Raw genomic sequence first — 21613 nt, 5'->3', positions numbered from 1 at the left:
GGCGACTTCGCCGTAGCCTTCCGTCCGGAACTGCGTGAAAACATACGATAGCGCCAATCAGCCTCCTGCCTTGCGCGCCATTTCGACCAGCGCAAGCACGCTGCGCCAGTTGCGCGCAGTGCCCGGCACCTTCAGCGTGCGCGGGATGAGATTGGCGAACACAGATTTGCCGAGCCCGTCGGGCGCATGCAGGTAAAGCACGTCGCCCTTGATCTCGAACCGCTCGGGCCCCGTGCATTTTTCCGCAAGACGTTCCGTCTCCTCAATGGTCGGCTCGCGCTCCAGCGTATAGGCGTGGAGCTTGGTCGGCTCGCCGGCGACTTCCGGATAAGGATTGTCCTTCACAAGCTTCTCGAACCAGCCGGCGTCGCGCACCATGATGCGCGAGTTGAAGCCCCATTTCTTCTCGAAGGCTGCCTCCAACTGGCTGGTCAGCGCAGCCGCGGTGCCTTTTTTCGCCCGAAACACGACGTTGCCGCTCTGCACATAGGTGGCGACGTCGGAAAAGCCGAGACCTTCGAAGAACGACCTCAGCTCGGCCATCTTGACGATGCGGTTGCCACCGACGTTGATGCCGGAAAACAGCGCCACGAAAACCGTTCCCTTGCCGCCCTTGTCGCTCATATGATGAAACCCGCAAGCGTCTCGTTGTCGGTGATGTCCTGATATTGCACGCCCTCGGCCTCGAAATTGGCCTTCAGCAGGTCGAAATTGCGGCGGTCCTTGGTTTCGATGCCGATCAGCACCGAGCCGAAATTGCGCGCCGACTTCTTCAGGTATTCGAAGCGGGCGATGTCGTCGTCCGGCCCCAGCATTTCGAGGAAGTCGCGCAGCGCTCCGGGCCGCTGCGGAAAGCGGATGATGAAGTATTTCTTCAAGCCCTCGAAGCGCAGCGCCCGCTCTTTCACGTCCGGCAGCCGCTCGAAATCGAAATTGCCGCCGGAGACCACCGCAACGATGGTCTTGCCCCTGATTTCCTTACGGGAGAAATCTTTCAGCGCATCGATCGCCAGCGCGCCGGCCGGCTCCAGCACCACGCCCTCGACATTGAGCATCTCGATCATGCTGGCGCAGAGCCGGTTCTCCGGAACCAGCCGCACGGCATCCGCCGTGAACTCCCGAAGGTGGCGCAGCGGCTCGCGGCCGATCTCGGCCACCGCGGCGCCGTCGACGAAATTGTCGACCCTGGCGAGCTTGATCCGTTTGCCGACGGCGAGGCTCTCGCTGAGGCTCGGCGCCCCGGCAGGCTCGCAGAACACGAAGCGCGTGTCGCGATGCTGGTCGGCGAAATAGTGGGTGACGCCGGCGGCCAGCCCGCCGCCGCCGACCGGCAGCATGACGATATCCGGCATACGCCCGCCCGGCATCTGGTCGGCGATCTCGTAGGCGACGGTCGCCTGCCCCTCGATAATGTCCTTGTGGTCGAAGGGCGGCACCATATGCGCGCCCGTGCTTTCGGTGAATTCGAAGGCGGCGCGGTAGCAATCGTCGAAGAAGTCGCCGACCAGCCTGATCTCGACGAAATCGCCGCCGAACAGCCGCGTCTTGTCGATCTTCTGCTGCGGCGTCGTGACCGGCATGAAGATGACGCCCTTTTTGCCGAAATGGCGGCACACGAAGGCAAAGCCTTGGGCGTGATTGCCGGCCGAGGCGCAGACGAACAGCTCGGCATTGTTGCCCGCGGCAAGCGCCTTGCGAAAGAAAGTGAAGGCGCCCCTGATCTTATAGGAGCGCACCGGCGTCAGGTCCTCGCGTTTCAGCAGCACGCGGGCGCCGGTCTTCTTCGACAGATAGTCGTTTTCCTGCAGCGGCGTTTCCGGGAAGATCCCACGGATCGCCTCGGCGGCAACAGCGACGCGAGAGGCAAAACTGGTCAATGGTATCACCCGGGATCAGTTGGTTCGAACGTCAAGCCTATTGCATGATTCAGCGTCTGCAGCCACCGCAAGCCGCCTCGATGCGTCGGCCGCCATTTTGGCTTCCGCGCAACAGCGCCACGGCTGTCGTCGGGCGCTGACAGGATTCCGCTCGACACGACTTACTTCTGCCGCACTTCGCCTGTCCGGGAGGGTTCGCGGAGGTGGAAGGCCGTTTGCGGCCGGAACGGATTTTTCGACGTGAATTTGAAGACGATCTGCATGATTGCCGTTGCCCTTTTGGTTGCGGGTTGCGCCGGGCGGCCGACACAGGAAATTCTGGGCAGCATCGCCATGCCCGCGCCGGCGACGGAGATCGCCGGCAACCACTCGATCTTCATCACAACCACCCGCAAGCGCTCAGACGACCCGAACAAGGTCTTCGACGGCGAGCGTTCGGCGACGCTGAATTACGCGCGCGTCAACGTCACCGTTCCGCCGGTTCACCAGACCGGCCAGATCGAGCGGCGCTCGCGCGGCAAGTCTGACGACCCCACCAAATACTTCATGGCCTCCGAGGTCGTCGGCTATGACACGCAGCCGAAATTCGCCAATGCGCTGAACACCGACATCGTCGCCCGCGGAGGCAGGGTCATGGTCTTCGTCCACGGCTACAACACCGGCTTCGACGATGCCGTCTACCGGCTGACCCAGATCGTCCACGATTCCGGCTATCCCGGCACGCCGGTGCTGTTTTCCTGGGCTTCCGGCGCCTCGACCACCGACTATGTCTATGACAAGGAAAGCGCCGCGGCCGCCCGCGACCAGCTGGAAGTGACGCTGAGGATGCTGGCGCAGACCGGCGCCCGGCGCATCGACATCGTCGCCCATTCGATGGGAACCTGGGTGACGATGGAGACGCTGCGCCAGCTCGCTATCACCGGCGACCGCGACCTTGGCGGCAAGCTCGGCGACGTGGTGCTGGCTTCGCCGGACATCGACGTCGACGTCTTCAAGAGCCAGATGCGCCGCTACGGCAAGCCGGACAAGCCCTTCATCCTTTTGCTTTCGGACGACGACCGCGCGCTTCGGCTCTCCGGCCTGATCGCCGGCGCCCGGCCGCGCGTCGGCGATTACAGGGACGCCGCCGACCTCGCCTCTTATGGCGTGACGGTCGTCGATCTTTCCAAGGTCAAGGGCAGCGACAGCTTCAATCACACCAAGTTTGCCGACAACCCCGAACTGGTGAAGATGATCGGACAGCGGCTGCGCGAGGACGACGGCTTTGCCAGCGACCGCGAGGTCACAGACCGCATCAGCCTGCTCGGGCAGTAACCATGCAGGATGCGATCGCCGCGTCGCAACACTTTAGAACTGGACCGCTCCGGTCGATGCCTTTATCGATTGTCCAGAGGGCCTATAAACATTTTGCCGCCCTTTGGGGGACCCCGGGTGATCGAGCGTTCGAAGAGCGTCCTTGGCCTTGCGTTCGCGCTCGCCCTTGCCGGCTGCGCCGGCCAGAACGCGCATGACCTGCTCAACAGGACGACGGTTGCCGTGCCCGCCTCCGACATTGCGGCGACCCACGAAATCTTCGTCGCCACGACGCGCAAGCCGGCGACCAAGGATCCGCGCCAGGTGTTCGACGGCGATCGCTCGCTGACCGCCAGCTACGCGCGGGTCGACATCACCGTTCCCAAAGTGCATCAGGTCGGCGCGATCGAACGCGCCAGCGGGTCGGCCGACAGCAATCCGGCCAAGCAGTTCACCACCACCGATGTCGTCCACTATGGAGACGCGCAGCAATTCGCCAAGGCGGTCGGCGCCGATATTTCCATGCGCGGCGATCGCGCCCTGGTGTTCGTGCACGGCTTCAACAACGGCTTCGACGACGGCGTCTACCGGCTGACGCAGATCGCGCATGATACGAAATATCCGGGCACGCCGGTGCTGTTCTCATGGGCGTCGAGCGCCAAGGCGACCGGCTACATCTACGACAAGGACAGCGCCACCGCCGCCCGCGACGACCTCGAGGCGACGTTGAGAATGCTTGCCAGGACCAAGGTCAAGAGCATCGACATCATCGCCCATTCGATGGGAACCTGGCTGACCATGGAGGCTCTGCGCCAGCTCGCCATCACCGGCGATCGCGATCTCGGCGGCAAGATCGGCTATGTCATCCTGGCCTCGCCGGACATCGACGTCGACATCTTCAAGAAACAGATGATCCGCTACGGCAAGCCCGACAAACCGTTCGCGGTGCTGCTTTCCGGCGATGACCGGGCGCTGAAACTGTCGAGCTTCATTTCCGGCGACAAGCCGCGCGTCGGCGACTACGGCAACGCGGCCGACCTCGCCAATTATGGCGTGACAGTTGTCGACCTGACCCAGGCCAAGGGCGGCGATGGCGGCCTGAACCATGCCAAATTCGCCGACAACCCGATCCTGGTGCAATTGCTGGGCAACCGGCTGCGCACGCCAGCCGGCCTTGCGTCGGACGAACCCAATCCGGCGCAGTTGAACAATGTCGGCCAGGGCCTGGGCAGAGCGGTCGGCTCCGCCGCGGAAGTCATCATCACGACGCCGTTCAAGGTGCTGGCCATCGCCACCGGCGGATAAAGCATGTCTCCCGAAATTGTGCAGCGGTTTCGCGAGAAGACATGCTTCAGCCGGCGGACGCTTCACACAAATAGCTCGACCTTCCGGAACGTCGTCACATCGACAAGGCCGACATCCGAAATCCTGAGCTCCGGAATGACCACCAGCGCCAGCAGCGAGTGCTGCATATACGCGTTGTTCAGCGAGCAGCCGACCTTGCGCATCGCTTCCGTCAGCTTTTCGGCCTTGGCCGCGACGATTTCGGCGCGCTCGTCCGACATCAGGCCGGCGATCGGCATCTCGACCAGCGCCAGTTCCTTGCCCCTTGAGTAAAGCACCACACCGCCGCCCACCTCACTCAGCCGGTTCACGGCGAGCGCCATGTCCTGCTTGTTGGTGCCGACGACGATGATGTGGTGCGCGTCATGCGCCACGCTCGAGGCCATGGCGCAGTCCTCCATATAGCCGAAGCCGGAAACGAAGGCGTTGGTGACGCCGCCTGTGCCCCGGTGGCGCTCGACCAGCGCGATCTGGCAAACGTCGTTGCGGCGATCCATAGCGACCAATCCGTCCTCAACCGGCAGATCGGCCTCCAGCGCGCGCGTCGGCGCCTGGTTCTCGATGACGCCGATCACCCGCACCCGCACCTCGTTGGCGCCTTGCGGCGCGGCAATGTCGAAATGGCCGGCCTTGAGCTTCTTGCCGAGCTTGACGGTGTTCTTCGCCGTCTTCGGATAATCGTAAGGGGCAATCTCGATGTCGAGCTTGCCGCCTTTTGCCAGCCTGACGCCGCGGCCATAGACCTCGTCGATCTCCATCTCGGCAAGATCGGAGACGATCAGCAAATCGGCCAGCCGCCCCGGCGCGATCGAGCCGATCTCGCGCTCCAGCCCAAAATGCTGGGCGGTGTTGAGCGTCGCCATCTGGATCGCCGTCACCGGCTTCAGGCCCTGCCTTATGGCGTGCCGCACCACGCGGTCCATATGGCCTTCATGCACCAGCGTGCCGGAATGGCTGTCGTCGGTGCACAGGATGAAGTTGCGCGGATCGATGCCGCTTTCGGTCACCGCCTTGACCTGTGCCGCGACGTCGTACCAGGCCGAGCCCAGCCGCAGCATTGCCTTCATGCCCTGGCGCACCCGGGCGATCGCATCTTCGGCGCGCGTGCCTTCATGGTCGTCCTCGGCGCCGCCTGCGACATAGCCGTGGAACGGCAGGCCGAGATCGCGCGAGGCGTAATGGCCGCCGACCGTCTTGCCAGCCTTCACCGTCGCGGCGATCTCGCCCGACATCACCGGATCGTTGGCGGCGACACCCGGAAAATTCATCACCTCGCCGAGCCCGACGATGTTTTCCCACGTCATCGCCTCGGCGACGTCGGCGACCGTAAGCTCCGCGCCGGCGTGCTCCAGCCCCGGCGCCGAGGGCACGCAGGACGGCATCTGCACATGCACGTTGATCGGCATCGCGACGGCCTCGTCATGCATCAGGCGAACGCCGGGCAAGCCCAGCACGTTGGCGATCTCATGCGGATCGATGAACATCGAGGTGGTGCCGTGCGGGATCACCGCCCGGCAGAATTCCGTCACCGTCACCATGCCGCTCTCGACGTGCATATGCGCGTCGCAGAGCCCTGGCACCAGATAGCGCCCCCCGGCGTCGACCACCTTGGTCCCCGGCCCGATGGCATGGCCGGCGTTCGGCCCGCAATAGGCGAAACGGCCGGCGGCGATGGCGATGTCGGTGCCGGCAATGATCTCGCCGGAATGGACATTGACCCAGCGTCCGTTGCGGATGACGAGGTCGGCAGGCTTGCGCCCCATCGCGACATCGACCAGATCCGTCGCCACCTCGGTCCAGGGCTTGGGTTTTGCGGCGATGGCGGGCTTGGCATGCGTCATGGGCGGTTCCTTTGCTGCGGCCAGTCTCGCAAATGTCGGCGCGCGGAGCCAGAGCCGTTTACCTGGCATCCGCCGGAAGCCGGGTTTCCTTTGCCGACATCCGCCGAAAGGCCACGTTTGTTGACTATTTCAGGCAAAAGGCGATGCTGATTGTCGAACCCGCACCGTACGAGGAAGCCATGACCCGTTACTGGAAAGCGTTCGCCACCATCATCCTGTTCATCGCATCGACATCTCTTGCCGTCGCGGAGGAGCGCTGGCGGACCTTGCCGGAGCCGGCGGCCATGCCGAAGCCCGAGCAGAGCGGTTATGCGCCGGTCAACGGCATTCAGATGTACTACGCCGTTTTTGGCGCAGGCGACCCGGTGCTGCTCATCCATGGCGGCCTCGGCCATGCGGACATCTGGGCGAGCCAGGTGGCGACATTGTCCAAGACCCACAAGGTGATCGTCGCCGACAGCCGCGGCCATGGCCGCTCGACCCGCACGGATGAGCCTTACGGCTATGATCTTATGGCGTCGGACTATCTGGCGCTGCTCGACTACCTCAAGATCGACAAGACTGCCCTGGTCGGCTGGAGCGACGGCGGTATCATCGGCATCGACATCGCCCTTCATCATCCCGAGCGTCTGACCCGGCTGTTTGCACAGGCCGCCAACGTCACCACGGATGGCGTCGATCCCGGCGTCATGACCAACAAGACCTTTGCGGCCTACATCGAGCGCTCAGGCCGCGACTACAAGAAGCTGTCGAAGACGCCGGACCAGTACGATGCCTTCGTCGCGCAGATCAGCCACATGTGGGAGTCGCAGCCGGCATGGACCAAGGAACAGCTCGGCAAGATAACGACGCCGACCGCGATCGTTGCCGGCGACCATGACGAGGCGATCAAGCGCGAACACACCGAATATATGGCCTCCGTCATTCCGGGCGCGAAGCTCATCATCCTGCCCAATGCCAGCCATTTCGCCATGTTGCAAGCGCCCGACGAATACAGCAAGGCGGTGCTGGATTTCATTGACGCCAAATAGCGGCGACGAGGATTGTCGATGGCGCAGATGATCAGGTTCGTGATTTTTGTGCTGTCGGCGTGCCTCGCCGGCCTGGCCTTCTTCATCTTGCCTTCCTTCTGGGCATAGCCCGCGCCGATCGCCATCTTCGTCGCCGGCTCCGTGCTTGCCGAATACGCTTTCGGCCGGCTGGCCTCGCCCGAGGAGAAATTGCGCGATCTGGAAGATCGCGTCCGCAATCCACCGACGTAAACCACTGTTGCAGGAATACAATTCCGTTTCGCGGCGGATGAGGTTAGGTTGCATCGAAGAGTCTTTCGAAACCGCCATTTCGGAGTGCTCGATGCGTCGTCTGACGCTCGCCAGTGCCGGCTTTCTTGTCCTGCTGTCCGGGCCGGCCTTGGCCGCGGACATGGGCGCCGGCTTGCCGATGACAGCGCCGGGTTTCGACTGGACCGGTTACTATGCCGGCCTGCAGGCAGGCTATGGCTGGGGCTCCTCCGACATTGCGGGGACGGAAGGCGGGCCGTTCGCCGCTTCGCCCGAGCTCGGAGGCGGCTTCGTCGGCGGCCATGTCGCCGGCCTCTGGCAATTCAACCAGGCAGTGATCGGCGCGCGGGCTGAGCTTAACTACGCCTCGATCGACGGCTCCGCCTTGCTTGGGCCCGGAAACTCGGTCGGCACCGATATAAAGTGGTTCGGATCGGTCAACGCGGAGGCCGGTCTTGCTGTCGACCGTTGGCTGATCTACGGCGTCGGCGGCGTCGCCTTTGCCGGTATCGACACCTCGCAAGCCGCCGCCACCGCCTTCGACAAAACACGCACCAGCACCGGCTGGACGATCGGCGCCGGCGTCGATTATGCGCTGAGCGACAATGTCGTGGTCGGTGCGCAGTACCGCTACTACGATTTCGGCAAGGAGCATTTCGACGCCCCGGACGACTTCTCGGACCGCGACCAGGAGGTCAAGCTGCACACGCTGGGCGTGAACTTCAGTTATAAATTCTGAGTGTTGCCCGCGGGTAATGGCGAAGCGAGCTAAGCCGTCGTTGGCGTAAAGCTTTTCGAAGGGTGGCCGGCGCCCGCAGGGGGCGGGGGAATGGGGTAGGATCCTGATAGACGCCGGCCTCGGCGGATCAGGTCCGCCGCGTGAACCAACTTAGCGTTCGCTCCGGAAGACGTAATTCCGCGATCACGCCACTATCCGGCCGTAGCACCGCGAAGCGATCGCCGCTTTCCGAGGATCTCCGGTTGGTTTGGGCCGATTGCGAGGTGTCGCAGGACAACAGCTTTCCCGCCGGCATTGCGGCGAGACCCAGCCGCTCCAGTCGCGCCTTTGCCATTGCAGCGGTGCGCCGGAGATCGTGCCGGTCGAGTTCGAAGTCGATTGGTGGTCTACGCAGAAACCCCGTATAGAACGGCGCTTCGAGCCTCAATGAATATGCGCAGCGAAAACACGGCCGACGGCCAATATTCAGTGTTCTACCGATAGCCCGCCACCATCGGCAGCGGACCATCGCTTCGCGTGCGGAATGAGGAAGCCGAAGCCGCCGTCAATAGCCAAGTCGGATCCACGGGTCGGTGTCGTACCCCAAGTGATGATCCAGGAAATTTGCGGCCTGATTTGACGGGCGCGCAACCACGGTGCCTGTCGATTTGCAATCCAGTTTCGAGGTGGGCTTGCTGCCAGCCTTCATATGCGCTGCAGAACACAAGGTTGCAGCCTGAGCGGTGGCCACCTTTTTCTTCTCTTTCGCAACAGCTGCTCCGGTGGCGGCCAATACTATTGCTACTCCCAAGATAACGAGTTTCATGGAAACGCCCTCACCCTGCACAATCCGAAATGATTGCGCTGATTAACGTTACGTCAACCACGTTTCGTTCGCAACCTGCCCCAGGTCGCCTTCACGACTTCGACACACCCACGCCTCCGCTCCGATCGCTGGCGTTGCAATTAGCCGCCGCCTAGGGCATGCGTCACCTGTGGTCACACTGTCGGTCTAGGCCCAACTTTTCAAGAAGTCGGACGAAGGCGCGGCAGCGGCGATCGACGCTGCGATGAGAACGGGCGCGGAACAGCAATAAGGGTATTCGGTGCCAATTCGGTGCCAAGTCCACCCGCAGGGCTAGACCGGAACCGCCTTAAGTGCTTGAAATCGCGGCCTGCGGACGTGGCGGAATTGGTAGACGCAAGGGACTTAAAACCCCAAGCGCCGTCCCTTGCGAGAAGAGGCTTTGTCGATGGGAAAACGCTCGCCGGTCTCGACTACAGATAAAGAGATCGAGGCGCTTAGCCTTGAGCAACTGAATGCTCAGATCGCCAAGGCTCTGTGGGGCTACGAGAACAGCGGTACCAGTCAAGGGCGCAAAGCGTTTTTTAAGCGGCTGGTGTGGCTTGAAAAACATCGCGAAGCTGCGCACGGCATCATAGCTAAGCAACGTCGATTTGGGGCGCCGTAGATACCAAACGGTTTCAACCATTGCAGGTCTTCGCATTCGCCCGCTATATTGCAGCATGCCACGCGTTGATTTCGATAACCCGGATCACAGCCGCTACGGGTGGTATCTGGATTGCTTCGATAAAATGACAGAGGCGATGGTTTGGACACGTCGGCTACCGATAACGACCGAGGACGCAAGACGTGTGCTAAAGCGGGGACCGGACCGTTCCATTGTCGGCGGGTTCCGCCTCACCAAGGCTGCCGCAGATCGCCTAAACGATACTTTGGACGAGAAGATAGCATTTGACCTTATTAATCTCGACTATGTCATCGAGCTTTGTGACATACAAAGCGGAGCTGCGACAGGGTGATGTTCGCGCGGTGGCGGTTTCCGTCAGGATGGGGTAATCACGCGTTCTCACTTCAAGATTGCGTGGGAAATCACGTGGGAAAAGCGTGAAAAATCCCACATGCCTCGGAAGCGGGCGTGGCGAAACTGGTAACCGCACAAGACTTAAAATCTTGCGTCCTCAGTGACTTACGGGTTCGACCCCCGTCGCCCGCACCAGGCAGAACGTCGGAAAAAACGGACTTAAAATCCCTCGATCTCTGATCGTACGGGTTCGATTCCCGTCGTCCGCACCACCCTTCGCTCTTCGAGCTTCGGGTGGCAGGCCACCTCTTCGAGCTTCGGGTGGCAGGCCACTTTTTCGAGCTTCGGGGGGCAGGCCACCCGAGTCGTTAAACGAAGGAGTGTCCTCCGAAGCCTTGGCGAAGGAGGACTGTGACGGTTCGATCAGCGCCGCTGAGGGCGACGACACACCGCTCAAGCCTTGATCGGATGCAATTTCAGGTGCTGGATCAGGATGATGGTCTTGGCGTCGACGATGCGGCCGTCGGCAACGGCGGCCAGCGCCTCGTCGAGCGGCATTTCCAGGACCTCGATGTCCTCGCCCTCTTCCGGCGTGCCGCCGCCGGCCGAGATACGGTCGGCGGGTGAATAGCGGGCGGTGAAGAACCACAGCCGCTCCGTCACGCTGCCGGGGCTCATGAACGGCGAAAACAGGCGCTCCATGTCCTTCAGCCGGTAGCCGAGCTCTTCCTCAGCCTCCTTGCGAATGGCGGTTTCCGGGTCGTTTTCGTCGAGCAGCCCCGCGCAGGCCTCGATCAGCGGCTCGCGATGGCCGCTGACGTAAGCGGGATAGCGGAACTGCCGCACCAGCAGCACCGTCGAACGCACAGGATCGAATGGCAGGATCACCGCGCCGTCGCCGCGGTCGTAGGTCTGGCGGGTCTGCGTTTCCCACTGCCCGTCGCGGCGGCGATAGTCGAGCACCGTCTTCTTGAGCACCGCCCAGTCGTCGGACAGGATTTCTTCCGAACGGATGCGAACGCGATCTTCCATGACGACCTCCGTGCTGCCGCGGCAAGGCGTAGCCGCGAAGCCGCGCCGGCGCAATCCGGAGAAGCGCTGGTCCAGCGAGACTTTCACCGGCTCGTGTCTGGCGCGATGCGCCACGACTGCCTAGATAGCGGTATCTCGCCAGGAGCCTGTTTTATGACATCATCGCTTTTCCGGCCGATCATCCTCGGCGGCCTCACCTTCCCCAATCGCATCGCGGTAGCGCCGATGTGCCAGTATTCGGCCGAGGACGGCTCGGCCAGCGACTGGCATCTCTACCACTGGATGAATCTCGCAATGTCCGGCGCGGGGATGGTGACCGTCGAGATGACCGACGTCGAGCGGCGCGGGCGCATTTCGCATGGCTGCCTCGGCCTTTACTCCGACGACAATGAGGCGGCCGCCAAGCGCGCGCTCGACGCCGCCAGGCGCGTCGCCGCGCCCGGCACAAAGTTCGGTGTCCAGCTTGCCCACGCCGGCCGCAAGGCCTCGAACCGCAAACCGTGGGAAGGCGGCGGTCCGCTGCAGCCTGGCGAGGATCCCTGGCAGACGGTTTCTGCCTCGGCCATCGCCTACGACACGGGCTGGAACATTCCGCGCGCGTTGGAGGAGGACGAGATCCTGGAGCTCATTGCGCGCTTTGCGCAGGCGGCCGTGCGCGCCGAACGCGCCGGCTTCGACTTTGCCGAACTGCACGCCGCGCATGGTTATCTGATCTTCCAGTTCCTCTCGCCGCTCTCCAACCAGCGGACGGACCGCTGGGGCGGGTCGCTGGAAAACCGCATGCGCTTTGCGGTCGAAATCGCCAGGGCGGTGAGGAAGGCCGCCCCGTCCATGATGCTGGGCGCGCGTCTTTCGGTGAAGGAATGGGTCGATGGCGGCTTCGACGTCGAGGACGCGATCGAAGTGGCCAAGGCGCTGAAGGCCGCAGGCATTGCCTATCTCTGCTGCTCCAGCGGCGGCAATTCACCTTTGCAGAAGCTGCCCGCCGGGCCAGGCTACCAGGTGCATCTGGCGGAAGCGGTGCGCAGCGGCGCCGATATCCCGACGCGCGCCGTGGGGTTGATCGACGACCCGAAGCAGGCCGAGGCGATCGTGGCCGATGGCCGCGCCGACATGGTGGCGCTGGCGCGCGCCTTCCTCGCGGACCCGCGCTGGGGCTGGCGCGCGGCAGCAACCTTCGGCGAAAAAATCCACCCGGCGCCGCAACTGGCGCGCTCGGTGACGACGATGCAGCACTGGATGAAGGCAGTAGGCTGAACCGCTGATCTCAAGTGGCTGCCGTCAGGGACTGGGACCTTTGGGCGCAGGGGCGCTGCCACGATTGCAACCAAATTGGCGGCTTTTGCGTTGGCCGCCATGATGGACAACAAGCCCTTTGAAAAGCCGGTGGTGGTCGAACTCGGCCATGTCGGCAAATATCGCCAGATCAGCACCACCCGCGAAGCCGCCGAGTGCCTGATGACCGTTTGGCCGCTCAATCGCGGTCCGCGGCATCGTGATGCTCTCGACACTTGCCTCAAAGTGCTGGAAGGATATCGTTCGATTGCGGATGCACGCCGCGCCCTGATCGAGGCAGCCAAGGAATCGGAAGTGCTGGTTCCCGAAGACCGGTTGCCTGACGGAAAGCTGCATTGAAGCAAGCTTCTCAACCGGAGGATTCCATGGCGAAGCTGACTTACAAGATCGTCGAGCATGATGGCGGCTGGGCCTACAAGGTCGGCTCGACCTTTTCGGAAACATTCCCGAGCCACCAGGAGGCGCTGCGCGCCGCCGAAATTGCTTCGGCCGAGCAACAGGTCGCCGGCACCACCGATGGTATCCAGTACGAGGATGCCGACGGCAAATGGCATGACGAGCTGGCCGACGGCCGCGACCGACCGCAAACCGAAGTCTCCGACTAGGGCCGTTCCAGGAAAGGGTTTTCCGTCCGATATTGCGTGAAGCCGATTTGGCCTCTACGCCCGCACCGCGGCCGACGATGTCCTTGCCCTCATGCCGGCCGCTGGCGGATGTGCTGATTACTTGCCGCAATACTGGTCGTTGACGTTCCCGTTGGCATTGGCGTCAGGTCCGGCCGTGTCCGAGGCGCATGGGCCGGCGGCACTGGGAGGATTGCCAACGGGGCCGTAGACTTCATTGCCCGAATAGATGCTGCCCGTGGTCGTGCGATCGACCGGAACGTCACGCTCGCTCGTGACTGGACGGTCACGGTGCCACCACCACCAATCATCGGACGACTGCGCCATCGCCGAGGTGGCCATGGCCAGCACAAGCGCCGAAGCTGCGATAACTTTCCTAAGCATTTGGAATCTCCATTTTTGTTGATCGCCGAAATGTTGACGGCAACGGGCTTGAAACCCTGGGTTGGGCGAGATGGTTCCGCGAGAAAAGCCAGGGTGGGGCAAGATGTCCGACACGTTTGTGTGACGGTCCCGTGAGCCGCCGGAGCGTTGCGGCGTGATGATCAGAGCGCTTTGTCGGATCACGCCGGCGAATGCGCGCGGCGACGCGTTCCGTGAAGGCGCCGCATTGCAGCCGCCCGCCGCCCGCGTTATCTCAGGCGACCTGTTCGCCGGAGCCCGCCATGCCTGAAATCGTCACCGCCGCCATGCTCGTCATCGGCGACGAGATCCTCTCCGGCCGCACCAAGGACAAGAATATCGGCCACCTCGCCGACATCATGACCGCGGTCGGCATCGACCTTAAGGAAGTGCGCATCGTACCGGACGAGGAGGACGAGATCGTCGCCGCCGTGAACGCCGTGCGCGCCCGCTACACCTATGTCTTCACCACCGGCGGCATCGGCCCCACCCATGACGACATCACGGCCGACTCCGTCGCCAAAGCCTTCGGCGTGCCCTGCGAATACGATGCCAAGGCCTATGCCCTGCTCGGAGCAAGCTATGCCCAGCGCGGCATCGAATTCACCGAGGCGCGCAAGCGCATGGCGCGCATGCCGCGCGGCGCCGACCATATCGACAATCCGGTGTCGGTTGCGCCCGGCTTCCGCATCGGCAATGTCCATGTCATGGCCGGCGTTCCAGCGATCTTCCAGGCCATGCTCGACAGTGTCGTGCCGACGCTGAAGACGGGTACGAAAATGCTCTCGGCCACGGTGCATTGCCCCTTCGGCGAAGGCCTGATCGGCGGACCGCTGGCCGACATCCAGAAGTCGCATCCCGAGACCATCATCGGCTCCTATCCCAAATATGGCGACGGCAAGTTCTGGACCGAACTCGTCGTGCGCGCCCGCAGCGAAGCGGCGCTGGAAGCCGCACGCAGGGACGTCGAGGCCATGGTGGCGGGCCTTGCGGCGGCAAGCTGATCCGGAACCAAGCGAGGCGCACTGACGTTTCTGGGACGACGCTTCGCGCCGGCGATCTGAGGGGCCGGAGGCGCACTTGCGTCGACAACTTGAAAGCCGACGCGCACCTGCGCCGACAAACTGAGGGACCTGTCATGCGCTTCAGGACGATCGTCGCCATTCTGCAGAACGAACAGGACGCCGAGCGTGTGCTCGACTACGCCGTCCCGCTCGCCGACCGGTTCGAGAGCCATCTTGTCGGCATCCACGCCGAGGCGCTTCCGGTGCCATACACGTCCGCCACCGGTTTTCCCGATACGGAGTTCCTGCAGGTGTCGGCCGAGATGAACAAGGAGCGCGCCGACAAGTTGCAGGCGGTCTTCTTGAGGCGCATCGAGGATTCCGGCCTGTCCTTCGAATGGCGCAGCCTGGAAAGCTTCTCCGGCGACAGCGCGCTGACCGGCCTGTCGAGCGTGCGCGCCGCCGATCTGATCATCGCCGCGCAGCGCGATACCGGAGGCGATCCGGGCGCCGATGTCGACACGCTGGTCTATGACGCCGGCCGGCCGGTGCTGGTCGTGCCGCATGCCGGGCCGCTCGTCACCACTTTCAGGCGGGTGTTGCTTGCCTGGAATGGCAGCAAGGAGGCGGCACGCGCCGCCTTTGACGCCCTGCCCTTCATCATCGAGGCGGACAAGACCGACATTCTCGTCATCGATCCGCCGGAGACGCTGGAGGAGTCCGCCGAGGCTGCCGGCGCCGAGATCGCGGCGGCCTTGTCCCGCCATGGCGCCAATGTCAGCGTTTCGGTGCAGAAATCGCAGGGTGCTTCGGTCGACGACATCATCCAGGCCAGGATTGCCGAATCCGGCGCCGATCTCCTGGTGCTCGGCGCCTACAGCCACTCCTGGCTGCGCCAGCTTTTATTCGGCGGCGTCACCCGCACAGTGCTGCGCACGTCGAACGTCGCGGCCTTCCTGTCGAGGTAACAAGTTCCACAGCCTTCGCCGGTCGCCACCTTGCCAAGGCCAGCGCTTTCCGGCTAATTCCGCGCGCATTCCATCGTATCTGCGCGCCAGCGGGGCGCGTGCCTTGCGGAGTGCGCGAACCATGTCCCTTCCCGAAAAAGCCTTTCCGGTCTCCTGGGACCAGTTCCATCGCGACGCACGCGCCCTTGCCTGGCGACTTGCCGGTGCCAACAAGGGGCAGTGGAAGGCAATCGTCTGCATCACCCGCGGCGGCCTGGTGCCCGCCGCCATCATTTCGCGCGAGCTCGGCATCCGGGTTATCGAGACGGTCTGCGTCGCCTCCTATCATGATTATACCAGCCAGGGTCAGTTGCAGGTGCTGAAGGAGATTTCGCCTTCCCTGCTCGCCGACGACGGCGCCGGCGTGCTCATCATCGACGATCTCACCGACACCGGCAAGACCGCGGGCATCGTGCGCGCCATGATGCCGAAGGCGCATTTCGCCACCGTCTATGCCAAGCCGAAAGGTCGGCCTCTGGTCGACACTTTCGTCACCGAGGTCAGCCAGGACACCTGGATCTACTTTCCTTGGGACATGGGCTTCACCTATCAGAAGCCGATCGCCGACGACCACGCCGGCTGATCGCCCCATCTTTTCCAACGGCCGATCGCAACGTTTTGGCTTAAAACTAAGCGTTTCGAACACAACTACTTATCAGGATCGACTTTTTCGGGTGCGAATCCCCGACGGTGTGAAGTTTTTTACTTTTAAAGCGCACAATTTGTCCTAGATTCGTAAGGTGGCAAACGATTCTGGAGGCTGGGGCAGCTCTCTTCATGTTGATGAGGCCGACAACGCACAGTTCCATGGCCGAAAGAGTCCAGCGGCTCTTCGGCACGGCGCCCTGTCGCCTGCAGGTTGCAGCCTTGCCATGGCGCAAGGCCGGCCATGGCATCGAGATCATGCTGATCACCAGCCGCGATACCGGACGTTGGGTTCTGCCCAAGGGCTGGCCCGAAGCCAGGGAACCGCTTTGCGAGGCCGCCGCCCGTGAAGCCGGCGAGGAAGCCGGGCTACGCGGCGCCATCTCGCATCTCGAGGCCGGCCGCTACTTTTACGCCAAGGTGTTGGCGTCCGGAGAGGAAGTGCCTTGCGAGGTGCTGGTATTCCCGCTCAAGGTCGACCGCGTCGCCGACCGCTGGAAGGAAAAGCGTGCGCGCATACGCAAATGGGTGAACTGCGCCGAAGCCGTTCAGATGGTCAACGAGCCCGATCTTTGCCAGATCATCGCCGATTTTTGCGCCGATCCCCATAAATTCGCCCCATAAATTCGACTGAGTGATCATCAGGTGTGCGGCCTGCCGATGTCGATTGCCGCGCACCCATGGGAAGTGCTCTGCTTTTGTTCCTGGCCGATTCGGCTACCCGGCGTTGATCGATGACGAATCCCGCACAACCACTCGACGAGAACGCCGGCGAACCGCGGCGTGAGCATCGCCAGCGTGTGCTCAAGGGCGGAACAATCATCACCGGCATCCAAAATTCCGAGGTGAGTTGCACCATCCGCAACCAGAACAGCGGCGGCGCCGAATTGAAAGTCGCACCCGAATCGCGCGTTCCCGATCGTTTTTTGCTTTACGTGCCGGTCGACGGCGTGGCCTATCGGACCGAAGTGCGCTGGCGCCGCAACGGCCGCGTCGGTGTCCGGTTCACCGGCACCGAGCCCAAACCCAAGCTGCATTACGGCTGACAGCGTGGTACATGCAGCGAGGGCATCCGGCCGAGGCCGGATACCCAGTATTCAGGCGACGAGCCCTTTGGTCAGCTCGAGCGCCTGACGCTCGAACAGCCGCCGGTAGATGCCGCCGTTAAGCCGGATCAGCTCGTCATGCGAGCCTTCCTCGACGATGCGGCCGCGGTCGAAGACCAGCAGCCGGTCAAGGGCCCGCACCGTCGAAAGCCGGTGCGCGATGACCAGGGTCGTGCGCCCGACCATCAGCCGTTCCATCGCCTTCTGGATCAGCACTTCCGATTCCGAATCGAGGCTCGATGTCGCCTCGTCGAGGATCAGGATGCGCGCATCCGCCAGGAAGGCGCGCGCGATCGCCACGCGCTGGCGCTCGCCGCCCGACAGTTTCACGCCGCGTTCACCGACCAGTGTTCCGTAGCCCTTGGGCAGGCCGGCGATGAAGTCGTGCGCGCTGGCGAGTTTCGCCGCGTGCTCGATTTCGGCCTGCGTGGCGCCCGGCCTGGCATAGGCGATATTCTCGGCAAGCGAGCGGTGGAACAAGATCGGCTCTTGCTGGACGATGGCGATCTGGCTGCGCAGCGACGCCTGCGCCACATCCGCGATGTCTTGGCCGTCGATCAGGATCCGACCGGCATTCACATCATAGAGGCGCTGGATCAGCTTGACGAAAGTCGTCTTGCCCGACCCCGAATGCCCGACCAGTCCAATGCGTTCGCCCGCCGCGATATCGACCGAGAAATCGCGGTAGAGCGGCAGCCGGTGATTGCCGTAGTGGAACGTCACCTTGTCGAAGGCTATGCGGCCGTCGGTGATCCGGATCGACGCGGCGGCCGGCCGATCCTCGATGCCGAGCGGTTCGGACTGGAAGTCGACCAGCTCCTCCATGTCGTTGATCGAGCGCTGCAGATTGCGGATATGGGTGCCGATGTCGCGCAGATAGCCCGCCAGCACGAAGAACGAGGTCAGCACGAAGGCGACGTCGCCTGCCGTCGCCTCGCCCCATGCCCACAGCATGAGCGCCAGACCGATCACAGCCGCCCGCATCAGGAGCAGCATCGCTCCCTGCGTGGTGCCGTTGATCGTGCCGCGCACCCAGGTACGGCGGGTTCGCAGGCGCCATTTGGCGACGACGCGGGCAAGGCGCGCTTCCTCGCGAGCCTCGGCGCCGAAACCCTTGACCACAGCGTTGCAGCTCACCGCATCGGCCAGCGAGCCGCCGAGACGCGTGTCCCAGCTGTTGGCAAGGCGCGCCGCCGGCGCGACGTAACCAAGCGACAGCATGGCCGTGACGGTGATGAACAGCACCGAACCGGCCGCCACCGCCGCGCCCATCATCGGCCAGAACCAGCCGAGCAGCAGCGTCGAGCCGACAAGCATGACGACGGACGGCAGCAGCGCGATCAGAATCGTGTCGTTGAGCAGATCGAGCGCCCACATGCCGCGCGTCACCTTGCGCACGGTCGACCCGGCAAAGCTGTTGGCATGCCAGTCGGTCGAAAACCGCTGTACCCGATGAAAGGCATCGGCGGCGATGTCCGACATCATCTTGAGCGTCAGCTCGACTATTCCCATGAAGGCGGCGTTGCGCAGCACGACACCGGCCAGCGCCAGCGCCATCAGCGTGAAGAACGCAGCAAGCGCGGCATTCCAAGCAACCGTGTCGGCGCCGGCGCTGCTGGCGACCGCGTCGACCAGCCGGCCGGAATAGAGCGGCGTCAGCACGTCGGCGAGCGTCGAGAGCAGGAACCCGCCCATGATCAGCGAAAGCCGCCACGGCTGGCGCCGCCAATGACTGAGCGTGAAGCCGAGCACGCTGCGAAAGGCGCTTGCGCGCAGGTCGATCTTGAAACGAGCCATGATATCATCCGGGCGCAAGCGAGCCCGGTCCCGGTAAAGTCAGATTGGAAAAACCCGCGTCGGCGCCACAGGCGCCCTGCAATGCGGAGGTTCGATATGGCTGACCGCCCGTCTGGAGGCGGCGGCCGGCAGCGAATACCTGTTCTGCGGCTGGCTATCCGAATAAACTTCGGAGCACCGGCGCATACTTAGTCGTCGCGGCCTCGCATAACGATGTCAAATCCTGGCATTCGGCCCTCCCGGAAAGGGATCGCGGAGAGGTTCTTATAGAGACGCCGCGTCGCGCCGCCAAGGCGGGCCGTAGTTAAAAAGGCATCTGGTCCAAGCACTGGGATGAATTTGCAACAGTGGCGGCGCGGCGTCGACGGCCGCTCAGGGCTCGCGCTCCAGCCGCATGTAGCGGCCGTCGGTCGATGTCTTGAACCCGAACTTCTCATAGAGACTGTGGGCATCGCTGGTCGAGAGACTCCAATGCGACACGGTCCTTACTTCGGGGTGATCGATGAGCGCCTGCACCAGACGCTTGCCGATGCCCCGCCCGCGATGCTCCGGCCAGATGATGACGTCGGCAATATAGGCAAACACCGTGTAGTCGGTGATCGCGCGGGCAAAACCTACCTGCTCGCCGTCCATATAGGCGCCTGCGCATAGCGAGTTGGCGAAGGCGCGGTGATGCATCTCGTCGCTGCGCGCGCTTCCCCAATAGCTGGCCATCAACTGGTCGGACGTCGCCCGGAAGTCGATCCGGGAGTGGTCGAAGCTGATTTCAAGGTTGCGCATTGACTGGGCCGCGACGCTGTATTCGATGAAACCCGGCCTAGCCGCGATCCCTGAAGCGGTTGGTGATCGGGTAGCGGCGGTCGCGGCCGAAATTCTTCCGGGTGATCTTCACGCCCGGCGCCGCCTGCCGGCGCTTGTACTCGGCGATATAGAGCAGGTGCTCGATGCGTGTCACCGTCGCCCGGTCATGGCCGCGCGCGACAATGTCGTCGACACCCATTTCGTTCTCGACCAGGCACTCGAGAATGTCGTCCAGCACCGGATAGGGCGGCAGCGAATCCTGGTCGGTCTGGTTCTCGCGCAGCTCGGCCGAGGGCGCCTTGTCGATGATGTTCTTCGGGATCACTTCGCCGGAGGGGCCGAGCGCACCCGGCGGCACATACGAATTGCGCCAGCGCGAAAGCGCATAGACCTGCATCTTGTAGAGGTCCTTGATCGGGTTGAAACCGCCATTCATGTCGCCATAGAGCGTGGCGTAGCCGACCGACATCTCGCTCTTGTTGCCGGTGGTGACGACCATCGAGCCGAACTTGTTCGAGATCGCCATCAGGATGGTGCCGCGCGCCCGGCTCTGCAGGTTCTCCTCGGTGATGCCCTCCTTGGTGCCTTCGAAAAGCTGCGTCAGCGCGTGCATGAACCCTTCGACCGGCTCGTGGATCGGCACGATGTCGTAGCGGCAGCCGAGCGCGCGGGCACAATCCTCGGCGTCCTTCAAGGAGTCCTTCGAAGTATAGCGGTAAGGCATCATCACCGCGCGCAGCCGTTCTTCGCCGAGCGCATCGACGGCAAGGGCGGCGCAAATCGCCGAATCGATGCCGCCGGAGAGGCCGAGCACCACATTCTTGAAGCCGTTCTTGTTGACGTAGTCACGCAGGCCGAGCATGCAGGCGCGGTAGTCGGCCTCTTCCTTTTCCGGGATCTTCGACATCGGGCCTTCCGAGCAGACCCAGGTCTCGCCTTTTCTCTTCCACGTCGTGACGTCGACTGCCTCCTCGAACTGGCTCATCTGGAAGGCTAGCGTCTTGTCTGAACCTATGGCAAACGAGGCGCCGTCGAAGATCAGCTCGTCCTGGCCGCCCAACTGGTTGGCGTAGATCATCGGCAGGCCGCACTCGATGACCTGGCGAATGACGATCTGATGGCGCACTTCGATCTTGGCGCGGTAATAGGGCGAGCCATTCGGCACCAGCAGGATTTCGGCGCCGCTTTCGGCCAGCGTCTCGCAGACGGCGACATCGCCCCAGATGTCCTCGCAGATCGGGATGCCCAGCCGCACGCCGCGGAAGTTGATCGGGCCCTGCAGCTCCGGTCCGGCCTGGAAGACGCGCTTTTCGTCGAACTCGCCATAGTTCGGCAGGTCGAGCTTGTAGCGCTCGGCGATGATCTTGCCGCCGTCGGCGAAGACAATCGAATTGTGGGTGCCGCTCTTGCGCTTCAGCGGCGTGCCTATGATGACGCCGGGGCCGCCATCGGCCGTATCCCCAGCGAAATCCTCCGCCGCCTTTTCGCAGGCCCTCAGGAAGGCCGGCTTCAGCACCAGATCCTCCGGCGGATAACCGGCGAGGAAGAGCTCTGTGTAGAGCACAAGGTCGGCGCCCTGGCGGGCGGCATCCGCCCTCGCCTCGCGCGCCTTGGCGAGGTTGCCGGCAACGTCGCCGACAGTCGGGTTGAGCTGGGCGACGGCGATGCGCAGAATATCGGGAGCGGTCATGGAGTGGATGTAGCGTGACCGAAATCGCCGG

Annotated in this window: 23 protein-coding genes and 1 tRNA gene; 15 read left to right on the top strand and 9 right to left on the bottom strand. The window is 63.3% G+C overall.

Features of this window, described 5'->3' with window-relative positions; all coding sequences use genetic code 11:
- Positions 1-57 precede the first annotated feature (57 nt).
- Positions 58-624 (bottom strand): DUF1697 domain-containing protein, encoded by a 567-nt coding sequence (locus tag FJ974_RS16040; RefSeq protein WP_140532893.1) that lies wholly within the window; start codon positions 622-624, stop codon positions 58-60.
- Positions 621-1877, bottom strand: coding sequence for a threonine ammonia-lyase IlvA (gene ilvA, locus FJ974_RS16035; protein WP_140532892.1), 1257 nt, complete (start codon positions 1875-1877; stop codon positions 621-623). Before ilvA ends, FJ974_RS16040 begins: the two co-directional genes overlap by 4 nt.
- Before the next feature lie 261 nt (positions 1878-2138).
- Between ilvA and FJ974_RS16030 the strand changes: the two genes are divergently transcribed.
- Positions 2139-3191, top strand: a complete 1053-nt coding sequence (locus tag FJ974_RS16030) for an alpha/beta hydrolase (protein WP_181177088.1) — start codon at positions 2139-2141, stop codon at positions 3189-3191.
- Between the two features lie 117 nt (positions 3192-3308).
- A complete protein-coding gene (locus FJ974_RS16025) occupies positions 3309-4475 on the top strand; it encodes an alpha/beta hydrolase (RefSeq protein ID WP_140532890.1) in 1167 nt (388 codons plus the stop codon).
- 62 nt (positions 4476-4537) lie between these two features.
- Here the strand turns inward: FJ974_RS16025 and ade are convergent, their stop codons facing one another.
- Positions 4538-6355, bottom strand: a complete 1818-nt coding sequence (gene ade / locus FJ974_RS16020) for an adenine deaminase (RefSeq protein ID WP_140532889.1) — start codon at positions 6353-6355, stop codon at positions 4538-4540.
- A gap of 179 nt (positions 6356-6534) precedes the next feature.
- Here ade and FJ974_RS16015 point away from each other — a divergent pair, with 179 nt between their 5' ends.
- Positions 6535-7386, top strand: coding sequence for an alpha/beta fold hydrolase (locus FJ974_RS16015; protein ID WP_140532926.1), 852 nt, complete (start codon positions 6535-6537; stop codon positions 7384-7386).
- A 322-nt stretch (positions 7387-7708) separates the two neighbouring features.
- Complete coding sequence (locus FJ974_RS16010; RefSeq protein WP_140532888.1) at positions 7709-8374, top strand: outer membrane protein; 666 nt, start codon at positions 7709-7711, stop codon at positions 8372-8374.
- 544 nt (positions 8375-8918) lie between these two features.
- Here FJ974_RS16010 and FJ974_RS16005 read toward each other — a convergent pair.
- Positions 8919-9179 carry a hypothetical protein gene (locus tag FJ974_RS16005; RefSeq protein WP_140532887.1) on the bottom strand — a complete coding sequence of 87 codons (261 nt, stop codon included), beginning with the start codon at positions 9177-9179 and terminating at the stop codon, positions 8919-8921.
- Positions 9180-9606: 427 nt separating this feature from the next.
- On the opposite strand from FJ974_RS16005, the gene FJ974_RS16000 reads away from it, so the two are divergent.
- Complete coding sequence (locus FJ974_RS16000; RefSeq protein ID WP_140532886.1) at positions 9607-9825, top strand: hypothetical protein; 219 nt, start codon at positions 9607-9609, stop codon at positions 9823-9825.
- Between the two features lie 462 nt (positions 9826-10287).
- A tRNA-Leu gene (locus FJ974_RS15995) sits at positions 10288-10374 on the top strand.
- 258 nt (positions 10375-10632) lie between these two features.
- On the opposite strand, the gene FJ974_RS15990 is transcribed toward FJ974_RS15995, so the two are convergent.
- A complete protein-coding gene (locus tag FJ974_RS15990) occupies positions 10633-11211 on the bottom strand; it encodes an NUDIX domain-containing protein (protein ID WP_140532885.1) in 579 nt (192 codons plus the stop codon).
- A gap of 153 nt (positions 11212-11364) precedes the next feature.
- Here FJ974_RS15990 and FJ974_RS15985 point away from each other — a divergent pair, with 153 nt between their 5' ends.
- The 3 genes from FJ974_RS15985 (at position 11365) to FJ974_RS15975 (ending at position 13112) form a co-directional block, all read left to right on the top strand.
- On the top strand, positions 11365-12468 hold the full coding sequence (locus FJ974_RS15985; RefSeq protein WP_140532884.1) for an NADH:flavin oxidoreductase/NADH oxidase: 1104 nt from the start codon (positions 11365-11367) through the stop codon (positions 12466-12468).
- Positions 12469-12567: 99 nt separating this feature from the next.
- Entirely contained in the window at positions 12568-12846 is a 279-nt protein-coding gene (locus tag FJ974_RS15980) for a DUF982 domain-containing protein (RefSeq protein ID WP_140532883.1), read from the top strand.
- A gap of 26 nt (positions 12847-12872) precedes the next feature.
- Entirely contained in the window at positions 12873-13112 is a 240-nt protein-coding gene (locus FJ974_RS15975; protein ID WP_140532882.1) for a DUF2188 domain-containing protein, read from the top strand.
- 117 nt (positions 13113-13229) lie between these two features.
- Here FJ974_RS15975 and FJ974_RS15970 read toward each other — a convergent pair whose 3' ends face one another.
- Positions 13230-13514 (bottom strand): hypothetical protein, encoded by a 285-nt coding sequence (locus FJ974_RS15970; protein WP_140532881.1) that lies wholly within the window; start codon positions 13512-13514, stop codon positions 13230-13232.
- Positions 13515-13671: 157 nt separating this feature from the next.
- Between FJ974_RS15970 and FJ974_RS30185 the strand changes: the two genes are divergently transcribed.
- The 6 genes from FJ974_RS30185 to FJ974_RS15945 all read left to right on the top strand — a co-directional run bounded on the left by FJ974_RS30185 (position 13672) and on the right by FJ974_RS15945 (position 17234).
- Complete coding sequence (locus FJ974_RS30185) at positions 13672-13803, top strand: hypothetical protein (RefSeq protein ID WP_264296737.1); 132 nt, start codon at positions 13672-13674, stop codon at positions 13801-13803.
- A complete protein-coding gene (locus FJ974_RS15965) occupies positions 13796-14536 on the top strand; it encodes a competence/damage-inducible protein A (protein ID WP_140532880.1) in 741 nt (246 codons plus the stop codon). Before FJ974_RS30185 ends, FJ974_RS15965 begins: the two co-directional genes overlap by 8 nt.
- Before the next feature lie 134 nt (positions 14537-14670).
- A complete protein-coding gene (locus FJ974_RS15960) occupies positions 14671-15504 on the top strand; it encodes a universal stress protein (RefSeq protein ID WP_140532879.1) in 834 nt (277 codons plus the stop codon).
- Positions 15505-15625: 121 nt separating this feature from the next.
- Positions 15626-16126, top strand: coding sequence for a xanthine phosphoribosyltransferase (gene gpt, locus FJ974_RS15955; protein WP_140532878.1), 501 nt, complete (start codon positions 15626-15628; stop codon positions 16124-16126).
- Positions 16127-16320: 194 nt separating this feature from the next.
- On the top strand, positions 16321-16812 hold the full coding sequence (locus tag FJ974_RS15950) for an NUDIX hydrolase (RefSeq protein WP_140532877.1): 492 nt from the start codon (positions 16321-16323) through the stop codon (positions 16810-16812).
- Between the two features lie 110 nt (positions 16813-16922).
- The gene (locus FJ974_RS15945) at positions 16923-17234 is read left to right on the top strand and encodes a PilZ domain-containing protein (RefSeq protein WP_140532876.1); all 312 of its coding nucleotides are present in this window, start codon (positions 16923-16925) and stop codon (positions 17232-17234) included.
- 51 nt (positions 17235-17285) lie between these two features.
- On the opposite strand, the gene FJ974_RS15940 is transcribed toward FJ974_RS15945, so the two are convergent.
- The 3 genes from FJ974_RS15940 to FJ974_RS15930 form a co-directional block, all read right to left on the bottom strand.
- The gene (locus FJ974_RS15940; RefSeq protein ID WP_140532875.1) at positions 17286-19091 is read right to left on the bottom strand and encodes an ABC transporter ATP-binding protein; all 1806 of its coding nucleotides are present in this window, start codon (positions 19089-19091) and stop codon (positions 17286-17288) included.
- Positions 19092-19463: 372 nt separating this feature from the next.
- Positions 19464-19871, bottom strand: a complete 408-nt coding sequence (locus tag FJ974_RS15935; protein ID WP_140532874.1) for a GNAT family N-acetyltransferase — start codon at positions 19869-19871, stop codon at positions 19464-19466.
- A gap of 37 nt (positions 19872-19908) precedes the next feature.
- On the bottom strand, positions 19909-21582 hold the full coding sequence (locus FJ974_RS15930; protein ID WP_140532873.1) for an NAD+ synthase: 1674 nt from the start codon (positions 21580-21582) through the stop codon (positions 19909-19911).
- Positions 21583-21613 lie beyond the last annotated feature (31 nt).

This window comes from Mesorhizobium sp. B1-1-8, from assembly GCF_006442795.2.
GTDB lineage: Bacteria > Pseudomonadota > Alphaproteobacteria > Rhizobiales > Rhizobiaceae > Mesorhizobium.
Note: the sequence above shows the minus strand (reverse complement) of the source record. Positions and strands in the feature narration are given on the sequence as shown.

Excerpts from the sequence above, each read along its gene's own strand:
- FJ974_RS16040 (WP_140532893.1), bottom strand. The coding sequence starts at position 624 with ATGAGCGACAAGGGCGGCAAGGGAACGGTTTTCGTGGCGCTGTTTTCC.
- FJ974_RS16030 (WP_181177088.1), top strand. The coding sequence starts at position 2,139 with ATGATTGCCGTTGCCCTTTTGGTTGCGGGTTGCGCCGGGCGGCCGACA.
- ade (WP_140532889.1), bottom strand. The coding sequence starts at position 6,355 with ATGACGCATGCCAAGCCCGCCATCGCCGCAAAACCCAAGCCCTGGACC.
- FJ974_RS16015 (WP_140532926.1), top strand. The coding sequence starts at position 6,535 with ATGACCCGTTACTGGAAAGCGTTCGCCACCATCATCCTGTTCATCGCA.
- FJ974_RS16010 (WP_140532888.1), top strand. The coding sequence starts at position 7,709 with ATGCGTCGTCTGACGCTCGCCAGTGCCGGCTTTCTTGTCCTGCTGTCC.
- FJ974_RS16005 (WP_140532887.1), bottom strand. The coding sequence starts at position 9,179 with ATGAAACTCGTTATCTTGGGAGTAGCAATAGTATTGGCCGCCACCGGA.
- FJ974_RS16000 (WP_140532886.1), top strand. The coding sequence starts at position 9,607 with ATGGGAAAACGCTCGCCGGTCTCGACTACAGATAAAGAGATCGAGGCG.
- FJ974_RS15990 (WP_140532885.1), bottom strand. The coding sequence starts at position 11,211 with ATGGAAGATCGCGTTCGCATCCGTTCGGAAGAAATCCTGTCCGACGAC.
- FJ974_RS15985 (WP_140532884.1), top strand. The coding sequence starts at position 11,365 with ATGACATCATCGCTTTTCCGGCCGATCATCCTCGGCGGCCTCACCTTC.
- FJ974_RS15980 (WP_140532883.1), top strand. The coding sequence starts at position 12,568 with ATGATGGACAACAAGCCCTTTGAAAAGCCGGTGGTGGTCGAACTCGGC.
- FJ974_RS15975 (WP_140532882.1), top strand. The coding sequence starts at position 12,873 with ATGGCGAAGCTGACTTACAAGATCGTCGAGCATGATGGCGGCTGGGCC.
- FJ974_RS15970 (WP_140532881.1), bottom strand. The coding sequence starts at position 13,514 with ATGCTTAGGAAAGTTATCGCAGCTTCGGCGCTTGTGCTGGCCATGGCC.
- FJ974_RS30185 (WP_264296737.1), top strand. The coding sequence starts at position 13,672 with ATGATCAGAGCGCTTTGTCGGATCACGCCGGCGAATGCGCGCGGCGAC.
- FJ974_RS15965 (WP_140532880.1), top strand. The coding sequence starts at position 13,796 with ATGCCTGAAATCGTCACCGCCGCCATGCTCGTCATCGGCGACGAGATC.
- FJ974_RS15960 (WP_140532879.1), top strand. The coding sequence starts at position 14,671 with ATGCGCTTCAGGACGATCGTCGCCATTCTGCAGAACGAACAGGACGCC.
- gpt (WP_140532878.1), top strand. The coding sequence starts at position 15,626 with ATGTCCCTTCCCGAAAAAGCCTTTCCGGTCTCCTGGGACCAGTTCCAT.
- FJ974_RS15950 (WP_140532877.1), top strand. The coding sequence starts at position 16,321 with ATGTTGATGAGGCCGACAACGCACAGTTCCATGGCCGAAAGAGTCCAG.
- FJ974_RS15945 (WP_140532876.1), top strand. The coding sequence starts at position 16,923 with ATGACGAATCCCGCACAACCACTCGACGAGAACGCCGGCGAACCGCGG.
- FJ974_RS15940 (WP_140532875.1), bottom strand. The coding sequence starts at position 19,091 with ATGGCTCGTTTCAAGATCGACCTGCGCGCAAGCGCCTTTCGCAGCGTG.
- FJ974_RS15935 (WP_140532874.1), bottom strand. The coding sequence starts at position 19,871 with ATGCGCAACCTTGAAATCAGCTTCGACCACTCCCGGATCGACTTCCGG.
- FJ974_RS15930 (WP_140532873.1), bottom strand. The coding sequence starts at position 21,582 with ATGACCGCTCCCGATATTCTGCGCATCGCCGTCGCCCAGCTCAACCCG.